This is a genomic window from Stenotrophomonas sp. YJH_SMC_91 (assembly GCF_059368495.1).
Window position 1 is genome coordinate 126,037 of the sequence record NZ_JCAFRT010000012.1, and the last position, 22,304, is coordinate 148,340.

Sequence of the window (22,304 nt, forward strand, 5' to 3'; positions counted from 1 at the left end):
GGCACGACCACGCACGCACTGATCACGAAAGCACGCGCGCCACCACCGCCAGCACCGCCAGATGCCCCACGTAGTACCCATAGAACACCCAGCGCCAGCGCGGCAGTCGCCACGGCACCCGCGTCGCCAGCACGACCACCGGAACAGCCAGCAGTGCCCAGCCGTTGTGGTTGACCCCGCACACCGCTGCAAGCCCAACCAGCAACAGCCACCACGCCCGATGCCGGAACGCGACCCAGGCCAGCAGCACGGCGCCAACACCGGCCCACTGGTAGTCCACGAACATCGGCAGCACGCCGGCAGCCAGCAACAGCAGCACAGGCCGATTATTCGCAAACGCATGCACGGCCACCACTGCCAAGGTGAAGGTGAGCAGGATGTTGAGCGGCAGCCAGGAACCGAACGCCAATGCGTGCAATGGCTGCGCAATCAGCCCCCATAGTGCCAGCCGGCGGATCGATTTGCGCAGGTCGGCGCCCGGCTGGGCCAGGTTGCAGGCCATCACCAGCGCGAACAGCGGGAAGGCGATACGCCCCAGTTCGCTGACCACCGGCACGTAGCCCCCGAAGACCACCTTGGCCACGTGGTCGCCGGTCATGGCCAGCAGCGCGATCCACTTCAGCAGCTCGCGCGCGCCGCTGCCGAGGGTGAGGTTGAACGTGGACGTCCCGGTCGTGGTCGCTTGCATCGCGGAAGCTTATGCGCATCGGCCAGCGCATTTCCAGCGCCGCGCAGGAGGCCACCGCTGCAAGCCGCAGGTGGCGGCGCTATGCTGGCCACCCTGCTTGTGAGATGCCCGCCATGCGCACCCTGTACCCCGCCATCGAACCCTACCGCGAGTTCACCCTGAAGGTGAGCGATCTGCACACGCTACATGTAGAAGAGTGCGGCACGCCCGAGGGCATTCCGGTGGTGTACCTGCACGGCGGCCCGGGCGCCGGTATCTCGCCGACCCATCGCCGCTTTTTCGACCCGACGCGCTACCGCATCGTATTGATCGACCAGCGCGGCAGCGGCCGTTCCACGCCGTTCGGCGAGCTGCGCGACAACACTACGCAGGACCTGGTGGCCGATATCGAGAAGGTGCGTGAGCATCTGGGCATCGAACGCTGGCTGGTCTATGGCGGCTCCTGGGGTTCGACCCTGTCACTGGCCTACGCGCAGGCGCATCCCGAGCGCGCCACCGGCCTGATCGTGCGTGGCGTGTTCCTCGGCCGCGAAATGGAGAACCGCTGGTTCGCCGAGGCCGATGGGGGTGCGCGCTGGATCTTCCCGGAGCGCTGGGACCGCTATCAGGCCTATATTCCGCACGCCGAACGTGGCGACATGATTGCGGCCTACTGGACGCGCATGGATGGCCCCGACGAGGCAACCCGCATCGAAGCCGCGCAGGCCTGGCTGGGCTGGGAAGACAACGCCGCCACCCTGCAGCACGACGTGGATGCGCAATCCACCGATGATCCGCTGGACACGCTGGCCAAGGCCCGCATCGAAGCGCACTACTTCCGCAACGGCATCTTCCTGGAACCGGACCAGCTGCTGCGCAACATTGATCGCATCCGCCACCTGCCCGGCGTGATCGTGCAGGGACGCTACGACATCATCTGTCCGCCGCGCAGCGCGTGGGACCTGGCCAAGGCGTGGCCGGAAGCGCGCCTGGAGATGGTGACCTCCGGCCACAGCGCCAACGAGCCGGCCACGGTCGATGCGCTCGTGCGCGCGACAGATGCCTTTGCCGACCGCTTCTGAACAGGTGGGTAGTGTCGGCCGCTGGCCGGCATCCCACCGTGCGAGGGTAGTAGCGTCGACTGTGAGTCGACTGCAGTTGGCGACACTGCTTCGAGGCCCGCGCTGCGCGCGATAGTCGATTCACAGTCGACTCTACGGGGCCGGGTATCAGGTGCCAGTCACACCACCCGGCTATACCAAGGTATAGCCCAGCTAACCCACGAGCCTCTAGGCCAGCCCCATTCAGGGGCGGACAATAGCGGCACTGGCCAGGGCAATCCTGGCCGGCACCCTCCCCTCATGGAGACGCAGATGGACCCCGACCCTGCCGGGCGCACCGCGCCCCGGATGCCCGCAATCCGCCTGTTCCTGGCGCCTGCCCGCCGGTCCCTGCCTGCCTGAGTGACGGGGGACCGCCAGGTGCCGCCTGCCTGGAGATCACCCCCATGTCCTACAAGATCCTCTACATCACCCTGCGCCGCCTGATCGGCGAGCGCGATGTTGCCGCCCTGCGCAGCCAGCTGCTGCAACACGGCCCGGTCATGTTCGCCCGTTCGCTGTCGCTCGGTTCGCCGCGCGTGGTGGCCGATGCGCTGTCGCTGCTGCCAATCAGCGAGCGGATCACCGTGCTGCGCCATCTGCCCTACCCGCTGCGCGATGCCATGAAGCCGCTGTGCATCGGCGGCAGCCAGCGCCTGCACATGCAGCCGTGGTCGCCGGCGGTGCTGGCGATGCGCCACGCCTGACCTGTTCCAACCGTTCCGTTCGTGTTCCGGCCGCGGCCGGCTCTGACATTCGAGGAGAGTCCCATGAGCCTGCTCAACGCCTGGTTCAATGCCTTCCTGCGCAGCCGTCGCGCAGGCAACCTGTTCCGCCGCCGCGCGATGCCCGAATCCGGCTTCGGCCCGGGCAGCGCCGAGGCCGCGCCGTTCGCGCTCACCACCGGCCTGGTTACCCTCGCCCAGCAGGAGGAAGCCGAACTGCTGACCACACTGGAGTCGCATGCCGATGGCCTCAGCCCGCATGAGGCCGAGGAACGACTGGCCACGCTCGGCCCCAACGAGGTGGATCACGAAAAGCCGCTGCCGTGGTGGCGGCACCTGTGGCAGTGCTACCGCAATCCGTTCAACCTGCTGCTGACCGTGCTGGCGGCGGTGTCCTGGCTGACCGAGGACATCAAGGCCACCGTGGTGATCGGTGCGATGGTATTGCTGTCCACGCTGATCCGCTTCGTGCAGGAGGGGCGTTCGAACCGTGCGGCTGAGCGGCTGAAGGCACTGGTCGGCAACACCGCGCGCGTGCTGCGCCGCAATCCGGGCACCGAGGCCGCCGATGTGGCCGACCAGTACTTCGGCGCTCACCTGCACAGCCGTCGCCCGGCTCGCCTGCTGGACCTTCCGATCCGTGAGCTGGTGCCCGGTGACCACATCGTGCTGTCGGCCGGTGACATGATTCCGGCCGATTGCCGCGTGCTGACCGCCAAGGACCTGTTCGTCGCCCAGGCCGCGATGACCGGCGAATCGCTGCCGGTAGAGAAGTTCGCGCACCCGGGCGACGGCCTGGCCGGCCTGCTGGAGCAGCACAACCTGCTGTTCATGGGCACCAATGTGGTGTCCGGCACGGCCACGGCTGTTGTGCTGGCCACCGGCAACCGCAGCTACTTCGGCACGCTGGCGCAGCGCAGCACCGCCACCGACCGTGCGCCGACCGCGTTCCAGGCCGGCGTCAACAGTGTCAGCTGGCTGCTGATCCGCTTCGCGCTGGTGATGGTCCCGTTCGTGCTGCTGATCAACGGCTGGACCAAGGGCGACTGGACCGAGGCGTTCCTGTTCGCATTGTCGGTGGCGGTGGGCCTGACCCCGGAGATGCTGCCGATGATCGTCACCTCCACCCTGGCCAAGGGCGCGGTGCTGCTGTCGCGGCGCAAGGTGATCGTCAAGCGCCTCGATGCGATCCAGAACTTCGGCGCCATGGAAGTGCTGTGCACCGACAAGACCGGCACCCTCACCCAGGATAGGATCGCACTGGAGCGTCACACCGATGTGTTCGGCCACGATTCGGAAGACGTGCTGAAGTTCGCTTACCTCAACAGCCACTTCCAGACCGGGCTGATCAACCTCCTGGATCGCGCGGTGCTGGAGCACGTGGAGCTGCAGAGTTCGCTGCGGCTGTCGCAGGACTACCACAAGGTGGATGAGATCCCGTTCGATTTCGAGCGCCGCCGCATGTCGGTGGTGGTGTCCGAGCGCGAGGACCACCATGAGCTGATCTGCAAGGGCGCGGTGGAAGAGATGCTGGCGGTGTGCAGCACCGTTCGCGAGAACGGCCAGGACATGCCACTGGACGAGCACCGCCTGGCCCGCGTGCGGCAGACCACCGAGGAACTGAACGAGCAGGGCCTGCGCGTGGTGGCGGTGGCGATGAAGGAGACCGCGGCCAGTCAGAGCGCCTACTCGCAAGCGGACGAGTGCGGGCTGACCCTGGTCGGCTACGTGGCCTTCCTGGACCCGCCGAAGGAGTCCGCTGCGCAGGCGCTGCAGGCGCTGACCGCACACGGTGTCGAGGTCAAGGTCTTCACTGGCGACAACGAACTGGTGACCGCCCGTGTCTGCGCACAGGTGGGGCTGGACGCGGACACCATCCTGACCGGCCCGCAGATCGAGCGCATGGACGACGGCGCGCTGTCGCGGGCGCTGCAGCACCATCGCGTGTTTGCCCGGCTGACGCCGCTGCACAAGGAGCGACTGGTGCGCGAGCTGCGCGCGCAGGGCAAGGTGGTCGGCTTCCTCGGTGACGGCATCAACGATGCGCCGGCGCTGCGCGCAGCCGATATCGGCATCAGCGTGGACAGTGCGGTGGACATCGCCAAGGAGGCCGCCGACATCATCCTGCTGGAAAAGAACCTGATGGTGCTGGAGGAAGGTGTCATCCAGGGCCGGCGCACGTTCAACAACATGCTGAAGTACATCCGCATGACCGCCAGCTCCAACTTCGGCAATGTGTTCTCGGTGCTGGTGGCCTCGGCCTTCCTGCCGTTCCTGCCGATGCTGCCGCTGCAGCTGCTGGTGCAGAATCTGCTGTACGACATCTCGCAGATCGCCATCCCGTTCGACAACGTAGACGAGGAGCTGGTGCGCAAGCCACTGAAATGGAACCCGGCCGACATCGGCCGCTTCATGGTGTTCTTCGGGCCGATCAGCTCGATCTTCGACCTGACCTGTTTCGCGCTGATGTGGTACGTGTTCGATGCACGCACGCCGGCCGACCAAGGCCTGTTCCAGTCCGGCTGGTTCGTGGTCGGACTGCTGACCCAGACCCTGATTGTGCACATGATCCGTACGCCGAAGGTGCCGTTCCTGCAGAGCATCGCCGCGCCGCCACTGCTGCTGATGACCGGCCTGATCATGGCCATCGGCGTGGCCCTGCCGATGAGCCCGCTGGCCGGCTACTTCAAGCTGCAGGCGCTGCCGGCCGGCTACTGGCCGTTCCTGGTGGCGATCCTGTTCGGCTATGCGGTGCTGACCACCGCGCTGAAGCGGTTCTACATCCGTCGTTACGGCTGGCAGTAAGCGCCCGCCGCTTTGTCCAGGAAGAAACACAATGGACATCAATCCGAACCTGCCGGCGTTCAACGCCGGCGCAACCCTGAGTTCGTTGATCAGCCTGTCGGTGGCGTTCGTGCTGGGTACGGCCATCGGCCTGGAACGGCAGCTGCGCCAACGCACCGCCGGCCTGCGCACCAACACGCTGGTGGCGGTGGGAGCGGCGGTGTTCGTCGATCTGGCGGTGCGCTTCCATGACCTGTACGGCGGCCCGCCGTCACCGCTGCATGTGGTTGCGTATGTGATCTCCGGCGTCGGCTTTCTCGGTGCTGGCGCGATCATGAAGGACGGCGCCCAGGTGTCCGGCCTGAACACCGCCGCCACCCTGTGGGGATCGGCGGCGGTGGGCGCCTGTGCCGGCATCAAGCTGCTGCCGGAGGCGGTGTTGGCAGCGGTGTTCGTGCTGGCCGCCAATACCCTGCTGCGGCCGGTGGTGAACCGCATCCAGCGGCAGCCGCTGCCGGAAGCGTTCAGCGAGGCGACCTATGCGATCAACGTGGTCTGCCAGCGCGAGCAGCAGGCCGAGGTGCTGGACCAGCTGTTGCTGCTGCTTGAGCAGGCGCATTACCCGGTGCGCGCGGTGGACCAGCGCCCGTTCGGCGAGCGCGACGTGGAGATCGAAGCGGTGCTGTATGCCACCACCGTGGATGCCGGTGAGCTCGATGCCGTGCTGGCCACCCTGGCGACCACGCCCGGTGTGCTGCAGGGCTTCTGGAACGCCAGCCTGGAGGAGTAGTTCCGGCCGCTGGCCGGCAACCTGATGATCCCCGGACGCACCGTGCATCGCTTTGGTGGGTGCCGACCGTTGGTCGGCACAGAACCTTCAGAGACCGTGTCCATCCCTGCGGTAGTGCCGGGCGCTGGCCGGCAACCTCGTGATCTCCGAAGCACCGTGCAGTTGCCGGCCAGCGGCCGGCACTACCAGGCATCGTTCTGGTTTGTGCCGACCAACGGTCGGCACCCACCGCACGGGAGCACGCCGACCAAGGTCGGCATCCACCAATGCCGGCTTTGCTATCCTTTCCGCCCACGCCCGGGAGCTTCCCCGATGCCATCGCTGTCGCCCCGCCGCCCGCTGGTGCTGCTGGCCCTGATCGTCGTGATGGCGGCGATCTTCCTGATCGACACCGTCACCGATTACGCGGTTGCCGCTGCCTGCTTCTACGCAGCGGTCATCCTCGCGGCGTCGCGCGTGCTGAGCGCGCGCGGGCTCATCACCCTGGCCATCGCCTGCATCGCGCTGACCGGGTTGAGCTTCTTCCTGACCCGCTTCGGCACCTACCGCATCGGCCTGGTCAACTCGGTGATCGGCATGCTGGTGATCGGCATCACCACCTATCTCGCCCTGAACATGGAAGCGGCCAAGGCCGCCGTGCAGGAAGCGCAGGGCCGCCTGCTCAGGGTGGCACGCGCCTCCACCGTAGGCGAGCTCACCACCTCCATCGCCCATGAAGTCAACCAGCCACTGGCCGCCATCGCCAGCAGCGCCGAAGCCTGCCAGCGCTGGCTGGCACAGGACCCTCCGAACGTGGACAAGGCCCGGCAGACCGTGGCCCGCATCCTGGCCGACGCGCACCGCGCCGGTGACGTGATCGCCCGCATCCGCGGCCTGACCCAGGGCGCGGCACCGGAACGACGCGCCTTCGACCTGAATCAGGCGGTGGAGGAAATGCTGGCGCTGTCGCGCAGCGAGCTGGACCAGCACGGCGTGGCGGTGGCGCTGCTGCTGGACGCCGACCTGCCGCCGGTACACGCCGACCGCGTGCAGGTGCAGCAGGTGATCGGCAACCTGATCCTCAATGCGGTGGACGCGATGGAGCCAGTCCCTGCTGCGGACCGGCGACTGTCGCTGCTGACCCGGCGTGACGGTCAGCGGGTCAGTCTCAGCGTGCGCGACCGTGGTGTCGGCCTGCCCGCCGATCATCCCGAGCGAGTATTCGATGCATTCTGGACCACCAAATCACATGGGCTCGGCCTGGGCCTCAGCCTGAGCCGTTCGATGATCGAAGCCAATGACGGCCAGATCCGCGCCGAACGACCAGCAGGCGGCGGTGCCTGCTTCGTGTTCGACCTGCCCATTGCCTCGGACGTTCAACATGCGTAAGCCCGCTGCCCCAGCCATCGATCCAGCGCCCATCGTCTACGTGGTCGACGACGACCCGTCGGTGCGCGCCGCACTGGAAGACCTGCTGGCCTCGATGGGCCTGCAGGTGCGGGCCTTCACCTCCACCCAGGCCTTCCTCGAACACGACCTGGAAGACGCGCCAGCGTGCCTGGTGCTGGACGTGCGCATGCCCGGCCAGAGTGGGCTGGAGTTCCATCGCACGATGGGCAGCCTCGGCCTGCAGCTGCCGGTGGTATTCATCACCGGCCACGGCGACATCGCGATGGGCGTCAACGCGATCAAGGACGGTGCCATCGAGTTCCTGACCAAGCCCTTCCGTGACCAGGAGCTGCTCGATGCCATCCACAAGGGCATCGAGATCGACCGCCAGCGCCGCCGCGACGGCGAGGCACTCGGCGCGCTGCAACTGCGCTGGGACACCCTCAACGCCGGCGAGCGCGAGGTGGTCGATGGCGTGGTACGCGGCCGGCTCAACAAGCAGATCGCCGGCGACCTCGGGGTGAGCGAGATCACGGTGAAGGTGCGCCGCGCGCAGGTGATGCGCAAGATGGGCGCGCGCACCCTGGTTGACCTGGTACGCATGTATGACCGCCTGCAGGCGGGGACGCCATGAACGTCCACGTCGCCTTGCTGCGCGCGGTCAACGTCGGCGGCACCGGCAAGCTGCCGATGCGCGAACTGGTGGCGATGTGTGAGGACGCAGGCTTCGCCGATGTCCGCACGTACATCGCCAGCGGCAACGTGGTGTTGCGCAGCTCGCTCGACGAAACAGGCGTGCGCCAGGCCCTCGGCCAGCGGCTCCAGGCCTATGCCGGCAAGCCGGTGGGCGTGCTGGTGCGCTCGGCCAACGAGATTGCCGGCGTGGTGGCACGCAATCCGTTTGCGCAGGCGGCCGGCAACCGTGTGGTCGCCCTGTTCCTCGACGGCAGCCTGCCCGCCGACCCGCTGGACGGCGTGACCGGCCGGCGCGACGAACAGCTCGCACTCGGCACGCGCGAGATCTTCATCCACTACGGCGCCGGCATGGCCGACTCGCGCCTGCGCATTCCCGGCGCGGCACAGGGCACGGCGCGCAACCTCAACACCGTCGCCCGGCTCGCGACGATGGCAGCGGAACTCCGCTAGGGTTCTTCCGGAAGGCTGTAGAGCAACCGGTAGTCATGGCGGCCCTCGCTGATGGTGATCTCCAGCGTGCCGGCCAGGCCGAGCAGCCCGTCGCTGCCGGAATCGGGTACCACCACCACGCTCAGCTGCGGCGTGCCACGGGTCATCAAGCCGTTGTGCTGCAGGGTGAACCCACCGTGGCGCCCGGCCAGCGTGGCCGTCACCCGCTCCATCGCCACGTAGCCGGCCGAGCCCTGCACCGGGCTGCGGAAGGCCAGCATCTGGCCGACACTGCTGCCCTGCAGGTCACCATGGAAGACCTTGTCGATCGACATCACCCCGATCGGGCCGTCGTTGCCACTGATCGGCAGCAGGTTCACTTCAAAGGTACCGCGCGCTTCGCCCTGCATCCTGCTCTCCCTCGTCGATGGGTTTGAACGCTGCTACTTCTTCGTCGCCAGTACGATCACCCCGGCCAGCACCAGGCCGATGCCGCTCCATTCCCGCAGGGTCGGACGTTCACCCAGCAACAGATAGGCGAGCACGATCACCAGCACCACGCTGAATTTGTCGACCACTGCCACCTTGGCCAGCTCACCACTCTGCAGCGCGCGGAAGTAGAACAGCCACGACGCACCCGTGGCCAGCGCCGACAGCACCAGGAACAGCTGCGTGCGCCCGGGCAGCAGCAACGGATTGGACCACTTGCCGGTGACCACCACCAGCGGCAGGATCACCGCCGCCACCACCAGGGTGCGGATGGCCATGGCCAGATCCGAGTCGACGCCCTTGACGCCCACCTTGGCGAACAGCGCGGTCAGCGCGGCGAAACAGGCTGACAGGCCGGCCCAGACCAGCCACTGCGGAACGTTCTGCATGCTGCGCCACTCCCGGTTCCCAGAGCACCCACTGCCCACGCTACTCCCATTGCCCGCCCGCGCAAGCACGGCAGCGACGCGTGCGGATCACGCCCGCTTCAGGCGACGCTTCAACCGCGTATCCATCAACCCCACGGCCAGCAGCACCGCACTGGTCAACCAGCCAGCGGCCAGCAGATGGGTGTGCGGCAAGACCACGCCCAACACGACCAGCGCCACGGCACCGATCAGATGCGAATACGGGGCGCGCCCGTACACAATGCGCTTGTACAAGGCGCTGCCCAGCAGATAGATCAACGGCCCCGCTACCAGCACCGTGGCGTAGACCGGGGTCACCGCCGCTTCCGGGTGATCCATCACCAGGTCGTTGCCCACCGCGGTGGCGATGATGCCGGCGATCAGCAGCGCATGCACGTAGTGGAAATTGGCGCCCATCCGCCCGGGGTCCTCGGAATGGGTGATCGCCGCGGTGGCGTCGCGGCTGGAGATGCCGAAATACAGCCACCACATGGCGATGGTGCCGGCGAAGGTGGCGAGCACCGCGGACACCACCGCAGCACTCCACTGCTCGACCTCGCTGAGCACGCCACCGGTAGCCAGCAGCGTCTCGCCGAGTGCGACGATGACGAACAGCTGGCAACGCTCGGCCAGGTGCCCGCCTTCGATGGTCCACTCGCGGGTGTGCGACCGGCCCAGGCCCGGAAACGCGAAACCGAACATCGGCGAGATGTATTCGCAGGCCACCGCCACCGCCCACAACGCCAGGCGCAGATTGCCCTCGGCGGCGGCGCCCGCCAGCCAGAAGCAGGCCGACACGCTCACCCACGCCAGCATGCGTCGGAAATTGGGCGCCAACGGATGGCTGCGACCGACCTCCAGCAGCACGAACGCCGTGCGCCCGACCTGCATGGTGGCGTACGCCCCCGCGAAGACCCAGGCGCGTTCAGCGAAGGCCTCGGGAATGGACGAGGACATCAACAGCGCCAGCAACATGGTGACGAACAGCAGGCTGCGGATGCGTGGCGCCTCGGGATCGAACCAGTTGCTGACCCAGCAGGCGTACTGCCAGCCCAGCCAGACCGCGAACCACAGCACCAGCGTCTGCATCACCCCGATCAGGTCCAGGTGATGCAGCAGATGGTGGCTGAGCTGGGTAACCGCAAAGACGTAGACCAGATCAAAGAACAGCTCTTCGTAGGTCACGCGGGCGTGGTGGCCATCGCGCTGGCGCAGGGCAGGCGGTCTCAGTCGTGTGCTCATGGCCGTCCTTCAGCGCGCCAGTCGCCAGTACAGCAGTCCAGCCAGCAGGGCCGGCACCGCGAACACCAGCAGCAGGATCGGCAGTTCTTCCCGCACGGCGTAGTCCGCCTTGCTCACGCCCACCCACATGTTGGCCAGCGTCACCAGCAGCCAGGTGGCGATGAACGCGAGCAGGGCCGTGGGCAACTGTGACTGGCCTACGCTCCACAGCCGCCCGAAGAGCAGGAATACCCCCAACAACAACACCCCACCCACCATCACCAGAAGCACGTGCATGGTCCATCTCCTTGAGCCTGCTTGCAGGCTAGCCGCGGCCGATTCTGCGCTCCAGACGATGATCGTGGTTTCACTTTCCAGTTCCGACGAACAATCCCCGACCCGCGCCCCACATGACAAACGCGAACGGTTCCCATTAGTATTGCGTCATCGCGCAGGGATGCCCTCCCCCGCGCGCGCCCCTTGCCCTTGCTTCCGGTCCGGATGTCCCAGCTGCCTTCCCTACCCCCTCCCGCGCTGCCGCTGGTGTCCTCGCTGGTGCGCCATTACGAGGAACTGGTGGAGTACCTGCGCCGCCGTTTCCGCTCGCCGGGGTTGGCTCGTGAGGTGGTGCACGATGTCTGCGTGCGCCTGCTGGAACGCCCGGCCGCCTACGATGCACGGCAACCCATCGCGCTGCTGCGGCGGATCGCGCACGATACGGCGGTGGATCGCTGCCGCGCCGAGGATCTGCGCCGGCACTGGGTGGAGGCGCGTGCCGAGCTGCCCGATGACGCCTGCCCGCGCCCCGGGCCTGAGCAGCAGGCGCAGGGACAACAGGCACTGCAACGATTGGGCGCCACCATCGAACGCATGCCCTGCCGCCGCCAGCAGGTCTTCATCCTGCACAAGATCCACGAACTGCCACAGGCTGAGGTTGCCCGCCGCATGGGTATCGGCCAGAAGGCGGTGGAGCGCCACCTGCGCCTGGCCATGGTCGATTGCCAACGGTCGGCTGGCCTGCGATGAGCCCACAACCGCCGCCGTCCACACCGCAACCGCCGGTCCAACCCGCAACCACCGACCAGGTGCTGGACCAGCATCGCGATGCCCTGAAGGAACGCTTCCCCATGCCCAGCGCGGATGCGTTGCAGCGTCGTCGCGGTGGGCGTGCGGCGAAGATCGTCCTGCCGCTGCTGCTGATCACGGCCACGGGCGTGTTCATTGCCGACCCGGCATGGCAGGTGCACGACTATCGGAGCGCGGTGGGCGAACGCCGCGGCATCCGCCTGCCCGATGGCAGCCATCTGCTGCTCGACGCCGGTACCCATCTGCAGGTTCGCAGGCACATCCGCTCGCGGCAGGTGGTGCTGGTGCAGGGCCAGGCCCGTTTCCAGGTGCAGCACTCGACCTGGCGCCCGTTCGAGGTCGAGGCCGGGGCGGTGCATGTGCGCAACTATGGCACGGTGTTCGACGTTGACCGGCAGGGTAGCCTCAGCGAGGTAACCCTGTGGCGCGGCGAGGTGGGCGTGCGTGTGGATGGCGGGGGCGCAGAGCAGCGCCTGAAGCCGGGGCAGCGCGTGCTGGCCCAGCCAGGATCGTTGTCTCCGCCGGAAGCGGTGGACCCGGATCGAGCCGACTGGACCCGTGGACGGCTGCAATTCGACCGCATGCCGTTGGCCGAGGTGCTGCGCATCCTGCAGCGCTATCACGACCGTCCCATCGTGCTGGACGACCCGGTACTGGGGCCGCTGCAGGTGTCAGGCGTCTTCGATGCCGACCGCGCCGAGACTGTACTCGCGCTGCTGCCCGAGATCCTGCCGGTACAGGTGCACACCGCTTCCGATGGCAGCCTGCATCTGCGCGCCCGCGATTGAATGCCACACCGAGGGTGGGTTGCGCGCCGTCCCATCCGGCAAGTGCTTGAACCCTTCCGAAGGACCCCCGCATGACCCGCCCTGTTCCGCCAGCCGCCCTGCGCCGGCTGGCCCCCACCCTGCTCGCTGCCTGCCTCTGTGCGGCCCTGCCCGCCACGGCGCAGACCGCTGCATCCGCGCCCGTCGAGCTGCACCTGCCGGCCGGCCCGTTGCAGGCCTCGCTCACTGCGCTGGCGCGGCAGAGTGGCATCCAGCTGCTGTTCGCCGCCGACAGCGTGAGCGGCCGCAGCGCCCCGGCTGTTGATGGCCGCTACACCCCGCGTGAGGCCCTGCAGCGGCTGCTGGCAGGCCAAGGCCTGGCGATGCAGGAACGTTCGCCAGGGGTGTTCGTGGTGAGTGCCGCGCCAGCGCCGGCGAAGCCGCGCATCCCGGCCCGGGCCGCATCATCGGCGCCGTCATCCGCCTCGACGACGTCGCTGGCCCGCGTCACGGTCTCGGCCTCGACCGCGCGCATGCCGCAGGGCGAGACCGCCATGCCCAATACCATCACGGTGCTGACCCGCGAGGACATCACCCAGCAGCTGGCATTGGGCTCGGATGTGTCGCGGGTGCTGTCGTCGCAGATCCCGGCGTTTGCCCCGGCGCGCGAGAAGATGTCCAACTACGGCGAAACCATGCGCGGCCGCGGCATCCTGTACATGGTCGACGGCGTGCCGCAGTCCACGCCGCTGCGCGATGGCTCGCGTGATTCGCACACCATCGACCCGGCGATGATCGAACGCATCGAGGTCATCCACGGCGCCAACGCGCTGCAGGGCATCGGCGGTACCGGCGGCATCGTCAACATCATCACCCGCAGTGCGCCCAGTGAGCCGGGCGCGTTCCTGCTCGACACCAACGTCAGCTACAGCGCTGCCCTGCCCAGCCGACACGACGACAATGGCCAGCGCGGCTCGGCCCTGGTGGGCGTGCGCGGCGAGCAGTTCGACCTGGTCGCCGGCCTGGCCTATGAGAAGCAGGGCCTGTACCACGACGGCGAGGGCCGATCGATCGGCACCAACGCGCAGGGCGAGCTGATGGACTCGACCTCATCGAACGTATTCGCCAAGCTGGGCTGGAACATTGCCGACGGCCACCGCCTGCAGGTCATGGCCAACCGCTACGAACTGCGCGGGCTGGACAACTACCTGGCCATCAACGGTGACTACCGGACCGGTCGCCCGACCATTTCGGTCCCCGGCGATACGCCGCTCGATCCGCCGATGAACCGCTCGCGTTCGCTGACGGTGGACTACAGCGCCGCCGACCTGCTCGGCGGCCGTTTCCAGGCGCAGGCCTTCGCGGTCGATTTCGAAGGCCGCTACGGTGCCAGCCAATGGGATCCTTGGGGCAACACCGGCGCCAATGCCGCCTGGGACCAGACCCAGAACGAATCGGACAAGCGCGGCTTCAAGCTGACCCAGAGCTGGAGCCGCATCGCCGACACCACGCTGGACGTGACCCTGGGCCTGGACGGCCTGCGCGACCGCACCCACCAGGTGCTGCTGGCCAGTGGCATGAACTGGGTGCCGCAGACCACGTACCAGAGCCTGTCACCGCTGCTGCAGCTGCACTGGTGGCCGACCGATCACCTGATGCTGTCCGGCGGCCTGCGCTACGAAAAGGGCGAGCTGGAAGTAGGCGACTACACCACCCTGCCCCGTTACGGCGCACGCAAGGTGGCCGGTGGCAAGCCGACCATGAGCGAGACCCTGCCCAACTTCGGCGCGGTCTGGTACATCAACGATCGCCTCAACGCCTATGCCTCGTACTCGGAAGGCTACACCGTGGCCGACGTCGGCCGCGTGCTGCGCGCGATCAACCGCGACGGCCAGCGCGTGGACAGCCTCATCGACCTGTCACCGGTGGTGTCGGACAACCGCGAGATCGGACTGGAGTACGACGATGGCCGCTTCAGCGGTGACATTGCCTACTACACCTCCGAATCCAGGCTCGGCTCGGTACTGATCTACGATCCGGGCATCGATGCCTATGCGGTACAGCGCCAGGCCACCCGTGTGGAAGGCTTTGAAAGCAATCTGCGCCTGCGGCTGGGCGACAGCCGCCTCGGCCTTGGCTACGCACGCGCCAACGGCCGCTACGACGCCGACGTTGACGGTCGCCTCGACAGCGACCTGGCCGGCGTCAACGTCGCACCGAACCGGCTGACCGCGTTCTGGGAACAGAGCTGGACGCCGCAGCTGAGCACCCGACTGCAGGCCAGCCATGCCTTCGACCGCGACTTCGACCTGCATGGCGCGCGGGTGGCCGAGTTCAAGGGTTACACCACCGTGGATCTGGTCGCGCGCTATACGCTGGACAAGCACGCCTTCACGCTGGGCGTGCAGAACCTGGCGGACAGGCAGTACATCAGCTACTACTCGCAGACCACGCCGTCGAACCCGAGCTATTTCTCCGGCCGCGGCCGGGTGCTGACGCTGGGATGGCAGTACCGGTACTGATCCGTGGCGTCCTTATGGGAGCCATGAAAACTATGCGAGACGCGATGAAGGAGGCCCATGCTAGTTTCTGGGCCTCCTTCAAGCGGACGTGAATCATGCGTTTTACCCTGCTCGCCTTCGCCCTGGCCGTCGCGCTTCCGGCCGCCCACGCCAGCGCCGCCGAGGCACCGCTGCCACAACTGCGGGCCTATACCGTGGATGCGTCCTGGCTGCAGCCGATGGCGCCGCTGCAGGTTGCCGACCACACCTGGCAGATCGGCACCGAGGACCTGACCGCGCTGCTGGTGCAGACCGCCGAGGGCGCAGTACTGCTGGATGGCGGCATGCCACAGATGGCCGGTCACCTGCTGGACAACATGAAACTGCGCGGCGTGGCCCCGCAGGACCTGCGATTGATCCTGCTCAGCCATGCGCATGCCGACCACGCCGGCCCGGTCGCCGAGCTCAAGCGTCGCACCGGCGCGCATGTGGCGGCCAATGCAGAAACGGCGGTGCTGCTGGCGCGCGGCGGCAGCAACGACCTGCACTTTGGCGACGGCATCACCTATCCGCCGGCCAGCGCCGACCGCATCATCATGGATGGCGAAGTGGTCACGGTGGGCGGCATCGCATTCACCGCGCACTTCATGCCGGGGCACACCCCGGGCAGCACCGCCTGGACCTGGACCGACACCCGCGATGGGAAGCCGGTGCGCATCGCCTACGCCGACAGCCTGAGTGCACCGGGTTACCAGCTGAAGGGCAATCCCCGTTATCCGCGCCTGATCGAGGACTACAAGCGCAGCTTCGCAACGGTACGGGCGCTGCCCTGCGATCTGCTGCTCACCCCGCATCCGGGCGCCAGCAACTGGAACTATGCCGCCGGCAGCAAGGCCAGCGCCGAGGCACTGACCTGCAACGCCTACGCGGATGCGGCCGAGAAGAAGTTCGACGCGCAGTTGGCCAGGGAAACGGCCGGGACCCGCTGATTCTGTAGCGTCGAGCTTGCTCGACGGATCCGCAGAGCAGTCGAGCATGGCTCGACTCTGTAAAGAGCAAGTCGGCCGCGAGGAAAGGTGCCGGTCAGACCGACCGGCACCCGCCGTCTGTCAGCCGCCCTGGCCGTGCTGGGCGAACGGCTCGGTGCTGCCGTCGGTGCGCACCAGCTCGACGGTGTACGGCTGCACGTAGCCGTCCGGCATTTCCATGCCCGGCGAACCGGCCGGCATGCCGGGCAGCACCAGCCCGCGCGCGGCCGGGCGTTCGGCCAGCAGGCGCTTGATGTCCTCGGCCGGGATGTGACCCTCGACCACGTAACCGCCGATCTCGGCGGTATGGCAGGAGGCCTTGCCGACCGGCACGCCCAAGCGGACCTTGATTGGATTCATGTCATCGGTGTCGCGCACATCGACCTGGAAGCCGGCGGCCTTCAGGTGGTCGACCCAGATGCCACAGCAACCGCAGCTGGCGGTCTTGTGCACGATGGCCACCGGCAAGGCCGGATCGACCTTGGCCGGGCTGGCCTGGTTCGGTGTCACCGGTGCCGCGCTGGCGACCGGTGCGGCGGCGGATTCTTCGGCGGCACGTGCACAGGCGGTCGTGGCCAACACAGTGCCCAGCAGCAGGCCGAGGGAGAGAGTACGGTTCATTGAGTGATTCCTTTGCAGAGGCGGGCAAGGCGGCCCGCCGCCCGCGCATCGAAGGCGCGGGCAGAGTCGAGAAGAAGTCGAGCAGCTACGGCAGGCGCGTAGGGCCTGCAGGGAATCACGCGATGGGGGGCCGCAGCGGGTCGAGTCTCGGCGGCGGTGCGCGTTGCTGGGCATTGGCCGGAACAGGCGCCTCGCGCCACGGCGAGGCCGGTGTTCCGTTCAATGTCGCCAGCATGCCAAGACAGGCCGGTGGGCATTCGCACTCACCACTCTGGCAGGCCGCCGGGGCTGCATCATCGCAGCAGCCGGCTGCAGCCATCGCGGCCGAGTGCGGTGCAGCGCAATGCCCCTGGCTGGACGGGCCGCTGTACGAAGACGCAGCGAGCGCCAGCGCCGGTGCATTCAGCACCAGGGCGACAAGCAACATCCATCGCAGCAGCAGGCCAGGCAGGTTCACCGGCCGATGATAGCCGATGCAGGCGCCCTGAACGTGGGGGGGGCAACGACCCTGACAGCTTGACAACCACGCGGCCGACTTGCGCGATGCCCATTGCTATGGCGAGATGGCAATCGTGCCACCCTGCCTTGCCACGCCCCTACCCCTGTCCCCGACACGGAGTTCCCCTCATGAAAGGATTCATGCGAACACTGCTTGTGGTGCTGCTGTTGTCGTGCGCGACCATCACCCACGCCGAAGAACCAAGCGAAGATGAAGCAAGCGAACGCGCTGAAGTCTCCCGGCAGGCACAGCAACTGCTGGAGAAGCAGGATTTCGCCAGACTGGAGCAACTCGCCAGTCGTTACCGGGATACGGATCGCTACTTCAGCAGTGGTGTCTGGAAGCTTTCGGCGTACTACGTAGGCATCGGCTATGCCTTCAGCATGAGGAACCGTGACCCGGCCTATTGGCAGGGTCGCGAGAAGCTCGTGCAGGCGTGGATCTCGCGCTACCCCAGGTCGCCGTCGGCGCGCCTGGCCATGGCTGAGATGCTCAGCCGCCAAGGCTGGAGCATCCGCGGCCCCGGCTATGCAAATACGGTGAAGGAAGAGGACTGGGCACCGTTCAAGGCGCTGCAGCAGCAGGCCGTTGACTACCTGCTGAAATACAAGGACATCGCCAGCACGGACCCGTACTGGTACGAGTCGATGGAACACCGGGCGATCGAACAGAGTTGGGATGCAGACCGCTTCTTCGCATTGCATGACGAAGGCATCGCGCGCTATCCGGGCTACTTCCCGCTCTACTTTGCTGCCGTGCGCTATTTCGCTCCGAAGTGGGGCGGCGATCCGGCTGGCCTGGAAGCCTATGCACGCAGGGTCATGGCTGCTGCCCCACCGCAGGACCAATACATGCTGTACGCCCGTATCTACTGGGTCGCCTCGCAGCGGGAGTACGAGGACCGTTTGTTCACCGAGTCGAAAGTGAACTGGCCGACCATGAAACGCGGCTTCGAAGACGTGCTGTCACGTTATCCCTCGCCATGGAACCTGCAATCATTCGCGTACTTCGCCTGCCAGGCCAATGATCCCGTCAAGGCCCGTGAACTGCTGGCGCAGATCCAGGAACCGATCGTTGGCGCTTGGCGGGATACGGCCAACTATTTCCGTTGCTCCTTTGCCCTGGATGAACCCAACCCACATGCCGAAGGCCCATAGGACTGGATTCATCCACTGCTAGGCGACCGCCGCCATCGCCCGCATCCTCACAGGGATCGACTTGGCCGCCGGCGTGCCGCTGATGCGGTCGTAGTAGTCCAGCGGCAACAACGGGTTCAGTTCGGGGTAGTAGCCGGCCAGCGCGCCGCGCGGCATCGGGTAGTCCAGCACCGTCAGGCCCTCGATGCGCCGCTGCACGCCATCGCCGCTGATCGTCTCCAGGCTGACCAGCGCTTCCTTGTCCAGCCCGCGTGCCAGTCGGTCCTCGATGTTCATGAACAGCACCATGCGATCGTTGTACACGCCGCGATAGCGGTCGTTGTAGCTGTAGATGGTGGTGTTGTACTGGTCATGCGAGCGCACCGTGGCCAAGCGCAGCATGTCCGGGTCATGTACGGGATCGTCCACGTCCAGCCCAGGCATCACCAGGATGTTGGCCTTGCCATTCGGCGTGGGCCACACCCGGCGGCGCGGCGGAATGTCCAGATGGAAACCGTGTGGCTGCTGGATGCGCTCGTTGAAGCCGGTGTAGATCTCCGGATACACCGCAGCGATCAGCTCGCGGATGGGTGCGTAGTCGTGCATGCAGCCGGCCCAGTCAACCCTGCTGTCGGGCAGTGTGGCCAGCGCCATGCGGCAGACAATCTCGACCTCGGGCAATACATCGGCGCTGACCGGTTCGAGCACGCCGCGCGAGGCGGTCACATTGGACATCGCGTCTTCGATGGTGACGAACTGCTCGCCGGCCGGCGTGACGATGCGCTCCGAGCGCGCCACCACCGGCAGGATCAGCGCATCGCGGCCATGAACCAGGTGCCCACGGTTGAGCTTGGTGGCGATGCCCACGGTCAGGTCCAGGCCACGCATTGCCTCGTACGCGCGCGGCGTATCGGGCACCGCATGGATGAAGTTGCCACCCAGGCCGATGAACACCTTGGCGCTGCCGTCCAGCATCGCCTCGATGGATTCGACCACATGGTGGCCATGCTCACGCGGCGGGTCGAAGCCGAACACCTGCTGCACACGGTCGAGATAGGCCGGCTTGGGCTTCTCGTCGATGCCGACGGTGCGGTCGCCCTGCACATTGGAATGACCCCGGATCGGCCCGATGCCAGCACCGGGCTTGCCGAAGTTGCCACGCAGCAACAGCAGGTTGGCGACCTGCTGCAGCAGGCGCGAGCCGTACTGGTGCTGGGTCAGTCCCATGCCGTAGCAGATCACGGTGGCATTGGAGCGGATGTAGATCTCCGCACAGCGACGGATCTGCGCCTGCGAAATGCCGGACACCTGCACGATCTCGTCCCAGTCCTGCGCCATCACGTCTTCGCGCAGCGCCTCCAGGCCCACCGTGTGTTCGGCGAGGAATGCATGGTCGAGCACACGCTCACCCTGCGCCTCGCGCTCGAACATCACCTTCATCATGCCCTTGATCAGGGCCAGGTCGCCGCCGATGCGGATGTGCACGAACTCGCTGGTGATCTCGGTCGAACCGAACGTGGCCATCTGCACCATGTCCTGCGGCTCGGCGAAGCGGATCAGCGCGCGCTCGGGCATCGGGTTGACCGCCACGATCGGAATGCCGCGTTTGCGCGCCTCGACCAGGTTGCTCATCATCCGCGGTGAATTGGTGCCGGTGTTCTGGCCGATCACGAAGATCGCCTCGGCGTGCTCGAAATCCTGCAGCACGATGGTGCCCTTGCCTACCCCAATGGCCGGCGGCAGGCCGCGGCTGGTCGGCTCGTGGCACATGTTCGAGCAGTCCGGAAAATTATTGGTGCCGAACTCGCGCACGAAGATCGAATACAGGAACGCCGCTTCGTTGGGCGTGCGTCCGGAGGTATAGAACTCGGCCTGGTGCGGGCTGTCCAGCGCCCGCAGATGGCGGCCGATCAGTGCGAAGGCATCGTCCCAGCTGCACGGCACGTAGTGATCGGTGGCCGCGTCGTAGCGCATCGGCTCGGTCAACCGGCCCTGCATCTCCAGCCAGTAGTCGGTCTGCGCCATCAGCTCGGTAACGGTATGCCGGGCGAACAGCTCACGACCGGCACGGAACTGGGTGGCTTCCCAGGCCAGTGCCTTCGCGCCGTTCTCGCAGAACTCCAGCTTCTTGCGTTCGTCGGCATCGGGGAACGCGCAGCTGGGGCACTTGAAGCCACCGGGCTGGTTCATCGCCAGCAACGCCTTCGACCCCTTGCCGATCACACTCTGCTGCAGCAACACCTTGGCGGTGGCTCCGGCGGCACCCCAACCACCGGCGGGCTGGTTGTAGGGCTTGTAACGCGGCGGCTTCTGCTCGGACATGTTCGGGAACCTGACGGGAGGAACGCGGCAACAATGGGCACAACGCGGTCCGGCGGCGCTTTCGGACGCACAGCCAGCCCCACAGTCAAACACGGCCTGCACGGCTTCGCCAGTGGGTGCGCGCTGTTTTCAGCGCAGCCTGCCATGACAACGGTTACACCTGCGTCAGCGCATGGCCACTGCGCTATTCTCGATGGCGTGGGTGGTCCACCACCTGCGTATCTCCCTTGTCCGGACGCGCTGCATGCCTGATTCGACCCCACCGCACACCCCGCCTGCCGGCACGGCCCAGCGCCCGTTGCAGCGCTGGCGCAGCGAGGGGCGACAGCCCCTGGTCGACGTGGTGGCCGAGGAAGTGCCGGTGGCGCTGCGTTACAACGACGCCGCCTTCGCGGTGATGATGGCCACGCCCTGCGACCTGGAGGACTTTGCGCTTGGGTTCTCGCTCAGCGAGGGACTGATTGCTACGCCCTCGCAGCTGCTGTCGATCGACATCCGCCCACAGCTGGAAGGCATCGAGCTGCAGATGACCGTGACCGAGGATGCACCCGGTGCCGATCTGGACCCCGCCAATGGGCGCCTGCTGCCCGGCCGTGGTGGCTGCGGCCTGTGCGGCACGCGCCAGCTGGAAGAAGTGCTGCGACCGCTGCCGCAGATCCGCGAACGCCGCAGCTATTCCGCCACCGCCCTGCAGCGGGCGGTGGCGACCTTGGCGCAGCACCAGCCGATGAATGCGGCAAGCGGTTCGGTCCACGCCGCGGCCTGGGCCGACGCCAGTGGGCGCATCGGTTGGGTACGCGAGGACGTGGGTCGCCACAACGCACTGGACAAGCTGATCGGCGCCCTGCATCACAATGAACACACGATCGAGGGTGGTCTGCTGGTGATTTCCAGCCGGGCCAGCTACGAAATGGTCAGCAAGGCGGTGCGCGCCGGCGCCAGCGTGCTGGCGGCGGTTTCGGCGCCGACCGCGCTGGCGATCGACCTGGCCCGCAGCGCCGGCCTGTGCCTGGTCGGGTTCGCACGGGAGAGCGGGTTCAATGTGTATACCCATCCCGAGCGGCTGCAGGCAGACGAGAAGTAGCATCGACTGGGTAGAGTCGACTGTCAGTCGACTGCTCTTCGTTCAGCCCCCCGAAAACCCCGCGCTGCGCGCGATAGTCGACTGACAGTCGACTCTACCCGGTCGGCTCCATTCAGACCGGCCCGGGCGGCCCGCTGCCACCCGGGCCGAACCGAATCTCAGCGCAGCGCGACCTTCGGGAAGTCCACCGGCACGTAACGCTGCGTTGTAGAGTCGACTGTCAGTCGACTGCTCTTCGTTCAGACCTCCGAAAACCCCGCGCTGCGCGCGATAGTCGACTGACAGTCGACTCTACCCCGTCGGCTCAATTCAGACCGGCCCGGGCGACCACTGCCACCCGGGCCAGGCCAGGTCTCAGCGCAACGCGACCTTCGGGAAGTCCACCGGGACGTCGAACGCTACGTTGTAGAGTCGACTGTCAGTCGACTGCTCTTCGTTCAGACCCCCCGAAAACCCCGCGCTGCGCGCGATAGTCGACTGACAGTCGACTCTACCCGGTCGGCTCCATTCAGACCGGCCCGGGCGACCACTGCCACCCGGGCCAGGCCAGATCTCAGCGCAGCGCGACCTTCGGGAAGTCCACC

General features: G+C 67.0%; 21 protein-coding genes. 13 read left to right on the top strand and 8 right to left on the bottom strand.

Translation table 11 applies throughout. The features are described from left to right. Positions 1 to 22: 22 nt before the first annotated feature. The gene (locus AC5P5X_RS15235; protein WP_062607165.1) at positions 23 to 688 is read right to left on the bottom strand and encodes a TraX family protein; all 666 of its coding nucleotides are present in this window, start codon (positions 686 to 688) and stop codon (positions 23 to 25) included. Positions 689 to 801: 113 nt separating this feature from the next. On the opposite strand from AC5P5X_RS15235, the gene pip reads away from it, so the two are divergent. The 7 genes from pip to AC5P5X_RS15270 all read left to right on the top strand — a co-directional run bounded on the left by pip (position 802) and on the right by AC5P5X_RS15270 (position 8,580). Next, complete coding sequence (gene pip / locus AC5P5X_RS15240) at positions 802 to 1,749, top strand: prolyl aminopeptidase (protein WP_005409806.1); 948 nt, start codon at positions 802 to 804, stop codon at positions 1,747 to 1,749. 425 nt (positions 1,750 to 2,174) lie between these two features. After that, positions 2,175 to 2,474, top strand: coding sequence for a hypothetical protein (locus AC5P5X_RS15245; protein WP_005413574.1), 300 nt, complete (start codon positions 2,175 to 2,177; stop codon positions 2,472 to 2,474). A gap of 63 nt (positions 2,475 to 2,537) precedes the next feature. Continuing rightward, complete coding sequence (mgtA, locus tag AC5P5X_RS15250) at positions 2,538 to 5,297, top strand: magnesium-translocating P-type ATPase (protein ID WP_062607168.1); 2,760 nt, start codon at positions 2,538 to 2,540, stop codon at positions 5,295 to 5,297. A gap of 31 nt (positions 5,298 to 5,328) precedes the next feature. Further along, positions 5,329 to 6,066, top strand: coding sequence for an MgtC/SapB family protein (locus AC5P5X_RS15255; RefSeq protein WP_005413576.1), 738 nt, complete (start codon positions 5,329 to 5,331; stop codon positions 6,064 to 6,066). A gap of 312 nt (positions 6,067 to 6,378) precedes the next feature. Then, on the top strand, positions 6,379 to 7,434 hold the full coding sequence (locus tag AC5P5X_RS15260) for a sensor histidine kinase (protein ID WP_012480381.1): 1,056 nt from the start codon (positions 6,379 to 6,381) through the stop codon (positions 7,432 to 7,434). Then, a complete protein-coding gene (locus AC5P5X_RS15265; RefSeq protein WP_012480382.1) occupies positions 7,427 to 8,068 on the top strand; it encodes a response regulator transcription factor in 642 nt (213 codons plus the stop codon). Before AC5P5X_RS15260 ends, AC5P5X_RS15265 begins: the two co-directional genes overlap by 8 nt. Then, complete coding sequence (locus tag AC5P5X_RS15270; protein ID WP_012480383.1) at positions 8,065 to 8,580, top strand: DUF1697 domain-containing protein; 516 nt, start codon at positions 8,065 to 8,067, stop codon at positions 8,578 to 8,580. The genes AC5P5X_RS15265 and AC5P5X_RS15270 overlap by 4 nt, the downstream gene beginning before the upstream one ends. Here AC5P5X_RS15270 and AC5P5X_RS15275 read toward each other — a convergent pair. The 4 genes from AC5P5X_RS15275 to AC5P5X_RS15290 all read right to left on the bottom strand — a co-directional run bounded on the left by AC5P5X_RS15275 (position 8,577) and on the right by AC5P5X_RS15290 (position 10,973). Next, on the bottom strand, positions 8,577 to 8,969 hold the full coding sequence (locus tag AC5P5X_RS15275; protein WP_005409813.1) for a DUF3224 domain-containing protein: 393 nt from the start codon (positions 8,967 to 8,969) through the stop codon (positions 8,577 to 8,579). The genes AC5P5X_RS15270 and AC5P5X_RS15275 overlap by 4 nt on opposite strands. Before the next feature lie 33 nt (positions 8,970 to 9,002). After that, positions 9,003 to 9,437, bottom strand: coding sequence for an EamA family transporter (locus AC5P5X_RS15280; protein WP_043033365.1), 435 nt, complete (start codon positions 9,435 to 9,437; stop codon positions 9,003 to 9,005). A gap of 87 nt (positions 9,438 to 9,524) precedes the next feature. Next, positions 9,525 to 10,697: a low temperature requirement protein A gene (locus tag AC5P5X_RS15285; RefSeq protein WP_005409815.1), complete on the bottom strand. Its 1,173-nt coding sequence runs from the start codon at positions 10,695 to 10,697 to the stop codon at positions 9,525 to 9,527. 9 nt (positions 10,698 to 10,706) lie between these two features. Next, a complete protein-coding gene (locus tag AC5P5X_RS15290) occupies positions 10,707 to 10,973 on the bottom strand; it encodes a hypothetical protein (protein ID WP_005409816.1) in 267 nt (88 codons plus the stop codon). Positions 10,974 to 11,177: 204 nt separating this feature from the next. On the opposite strand from AC5P5X_RS15290, the gene AC5P5X_RS15295 reads away from it, so the two are divergent. The 4 genes from AC5P5X_RS15295 to blaL1 all read left to right on the top strand — a co-directional run bounded on the left by AC5P5X_RS15295 (position 11,178) and on the right by blaL1 (position 16,019). Further along, a complete protein-coding gene (locus AC5P5X_RS15295) occupies positions 11,178 to 11,702 on the top strand; it encodes an RNA polymerase sigma factor (protein WP_012480387.1) in 525 nt (174 codons plus the stop codon). Next, a complete protein-coding gene (locus AC5P5X_RS15300; RefSeq protein WP_049460157.1) occupies positions 11,699 to 12,550 on the top strand; it encodes a FecR family protein in 852 nt (283 codons plus the stop codon). Before AC5P5X_RS15295 ends, AC5P5X_RS15300 begins: the two co-directional genes overlap by 4 nt. 71 nt (positions 12,551 to 12,621) lie before the next feature. Then, positions 12,622 to 15,051, top strand: a complete 2,430-nt coding sequence (locus tag AC5P5X_RS15305; protein WP_049460158.1) for a TonB-dependent receptor — start codon at positions 12,622 to 12,624, stop codon at positions 15,049 to 15,051. A gap of 95 nt (positions 15,052 to 15,146) precedes the next feature. Beyond that, positions 15,147 to 16,019, top strand: coding sequence for a L1 family subclass B3 metallo-beta-lactamase (gene blaL1 / locus AC5P5X_RS15310; protein ID WP_032966056.1), 873 nt, complete (start codon positions 15,147 to 15,149; stop codon positions 16,017 to 16,019). Between the two features lie 120 nt (positions 16,020 to 16,139). Here the strand turns inward: blaL1 and AC5P5X_RS15315 are convergent, their stop codons facing one another. Continuing rightward, complete coding sequence (locus AC5P5X_RS15315; RefSeq protein ID WP_111189731.1) at positions 16,140 to 16,679, bottom strand: DUF411 domain-containing protein; 540 nt, start codon at positions 16,677 to 16,679, stop codon at positions 16,140 to 16,142. A 115-nt stretch (positions 16,680 to 16,794) separates the two neighbouring features. After that, positions 16,795 to 17,136, bottom strand: a complete 342-nt coding sequence (locus AC5P5X_RS15320) for a hypothetical protein (protein ID WP_080052374.1) — start codon at positions 17,134 to 17,136, stop codon at positions 16,795 to 16,797. A gap of 182 nt (positions 17,137 to 17,318) precedes the next feature. On the opposite strand from AC5P5X_RS15320, the gene AC5P5X_RS15325 reads away from it, so the two are divergent. Further along, the gene (locus AC5P5X_RS15325) at positions 17,319 to 18,335 is read left to right on the top strand and encodes a DUF4034 domain-containing protein (protein WP_232418893.1); all 1,017 of its coding nucleotides are present in this window, start codon (positions 17,319 to 17,321) and stop codon (positions 18,333 to 18,335) included. 18 nt (positions 18,336 to 18,353) lie between these two features. On the opposite strand, the gene AC5P5X_RS15330 is transcribed toward AC5P5X_RS15325, so the two are convergent. Beyond that, entirely contained in the window at positions 18,354 to 20,636 is a 2,283-nt protein-coding gene (locus tag AC5P5X_RS15330) for an FdhF/YdeP family oxidoreductase (protein ID WP_111189729.1), read from the bottom strand. Positions 20,637 to 20,880: 244 nt separating this feature from the next. Between AC5P5X_RS15330 and fdhD the strand changes: the two genes are divergently transcribed. Continuing rightward, positions 20,881 to 21,720, top strand: coding sequence for a formate dehydrogenase accessory sulfurtransferase FdhD (gene fdhD / locus AC5P5X_RS15335; protein ID WP_111189728.1), 840 nt, complete (start codon positions 20,881 to 20,883; stop codon positions 21,718 to 21,720). The last annotated feature ends 584 nt before the right edge of the window (positions 21,721 to 22,304 follow it).

What these genes read in the sequence shown, in the direction of transcription:
- AC5P5X_RS15235 (WP_062607165.1), bottom strand. Translation starts at nt 688, where the DNA reads ATGCAAGCGACCACGACCGGGACGTCCACGTTCAACCTCACCCTCGGC.
- pip (WP_005409806.1), top strand. Translation starts at nt 802, where the DNA reads ATGCGCACCCTGTACCCCGCCATCGAACCCTACCGCGAGTTCACCCTG.
- AC5P5X_RS15245 (WP_005413574.1), top strand. Translation starts at nt 2,175, where the DNA reads ATGTCCTACAAGATCCTCTACATCACCCTGCGCCGCCTGATCGGCGAG.
- mgtA (WP_062607168.1), top strand. Translation starts at nt 2,538, where the DNA reads ATGAGCCTGCTCAACGCCTGGTTCAATGCCTTCCTGCGCAGCCGTCGC.
- AC5P5X_RS15255 (WP_005413576.1), top strand. Translation starts at nt 5,329, where the DNA reads ATGGACATCAATCCGAACCTGCCGGCGTTCAACGCCGGCGCAACCCTG.
- AC5P5X_RS15260 (WP_012480381.1), top strand. Translation starts at nt 6,379, where the DNA reads ATGCCATCGCTGTCGCCCCGCCGCCCGCTGGTGCTGCTGGCCCTGATC.
- AC5P5X_RS15265 (WP_012480382.1), top strand. Translation starts at nt 7,427, where the DNA reads ATGCGTAAGCCCGCTGCCCCAGCCATCGATCCAGCGCCCATCGTCTAC.
- AC5P5X_RS15270 (WP_012480383.1), top strand. Translation starts at nt 8,065, where the DNA reads ATGAACGTCCACGTCGCCTTGCTGCGCGCGGTCAACGTCGGCGGCACC.
- AC5P5X_RS15275 (WP_005409813.1), bottom strand. Translation starts at nt 8,969, where the DNA reads ATGCAGGGCGAAGCGCGCGGTACCTTTGAAGTGAACCTGCTGCCGATC.
- AC5P5X_RS15280 (WP_043033365.1), bottom strand. Translation starts at nt 9,437, where the DNA reads ATGCAGAACGTTCCGCAGTGGCTGGTCTGGGCCGGCCTGTCAGCCTGT.
- AC5P5X_RS15285 (WP_005409815.1), bottom strand. Translation starts at nt 10,697, where the DNA reads ATGAGCACACGACTGAGACCGCCTGCCCTGCGCCAGCGCGATGGCCAC.
- AC5P5X_RS15290 (WP_005409816.1), bottom strand. Translation starts at nt 10,973, where the DNA reads ATGCACGTGCTTCTGGTGATGGTGGGTGGGGTGTTGTTGTTGGGGGTA.
- AC5P5X_RS15295 (WP_012480387.1), top strand. Translation starts at nt 11,178, where the DNA reads ATGTCCCAGCTGCCTTCCCTACCCCCTCCCGCGCTGCCGCTGGTGTCC.
- AC5P5X_RS15300 (WP_049460157.1), top strand. Translation starts at nt 11,699, where the DNA reads ATGAGCCCACAACCGCCGCCGTCCACACCGCAACCGCCGGTCCAACCC.
- AC5P5X_RS15305 (WP_049460158.1), top strand. Translation starts at nt 12,622, where the DNA reads ATGACCCGCCCTGTTCCGCCAGCCGCCCTGCGCCGGCTGGCCCCCACC.
- blaL1 (WP_032966056.1), top strand. Translation starts at nt 15,147, where the DNA reads ATGCGTTTTACCCTGCTCGCCTTCGCCCTGGCCGTCGCGCTTCCGGCC.
- AC5P5X_RS15315 (WP_111189731.1), bottom strand. Translation starts at nt 16,679, where the DNA reads ATGAACCGTACTCTCTCCCTCGGCCTGCTGCTGGGCACTGTGTTGGCC.
- AC5P5X_RS15325 (WP_232418893.1), top strand. Translation starts at nt 17,319, where the DNA reads ATGCGAACACTGCTTGTGGTGCTGCTGTTGTCGTGCGCGACCATCACC.
- AC5P5X_RS15330 (WP_111189729.1), bottom strand. Translation starts at nt 20,636, where the DNA reads ATGTCCGAGCAGAAGCCGCCGCGTTACAAGCCCTACAACCAGCCCGCC.
- fdhD (WP_111189728.1), top strand. Translation starts at nt 20,881, where the DNA reads ATGCCTGATTCGACCCCACCGCACACCCCGCCTGCCGGCACGGCCCAG.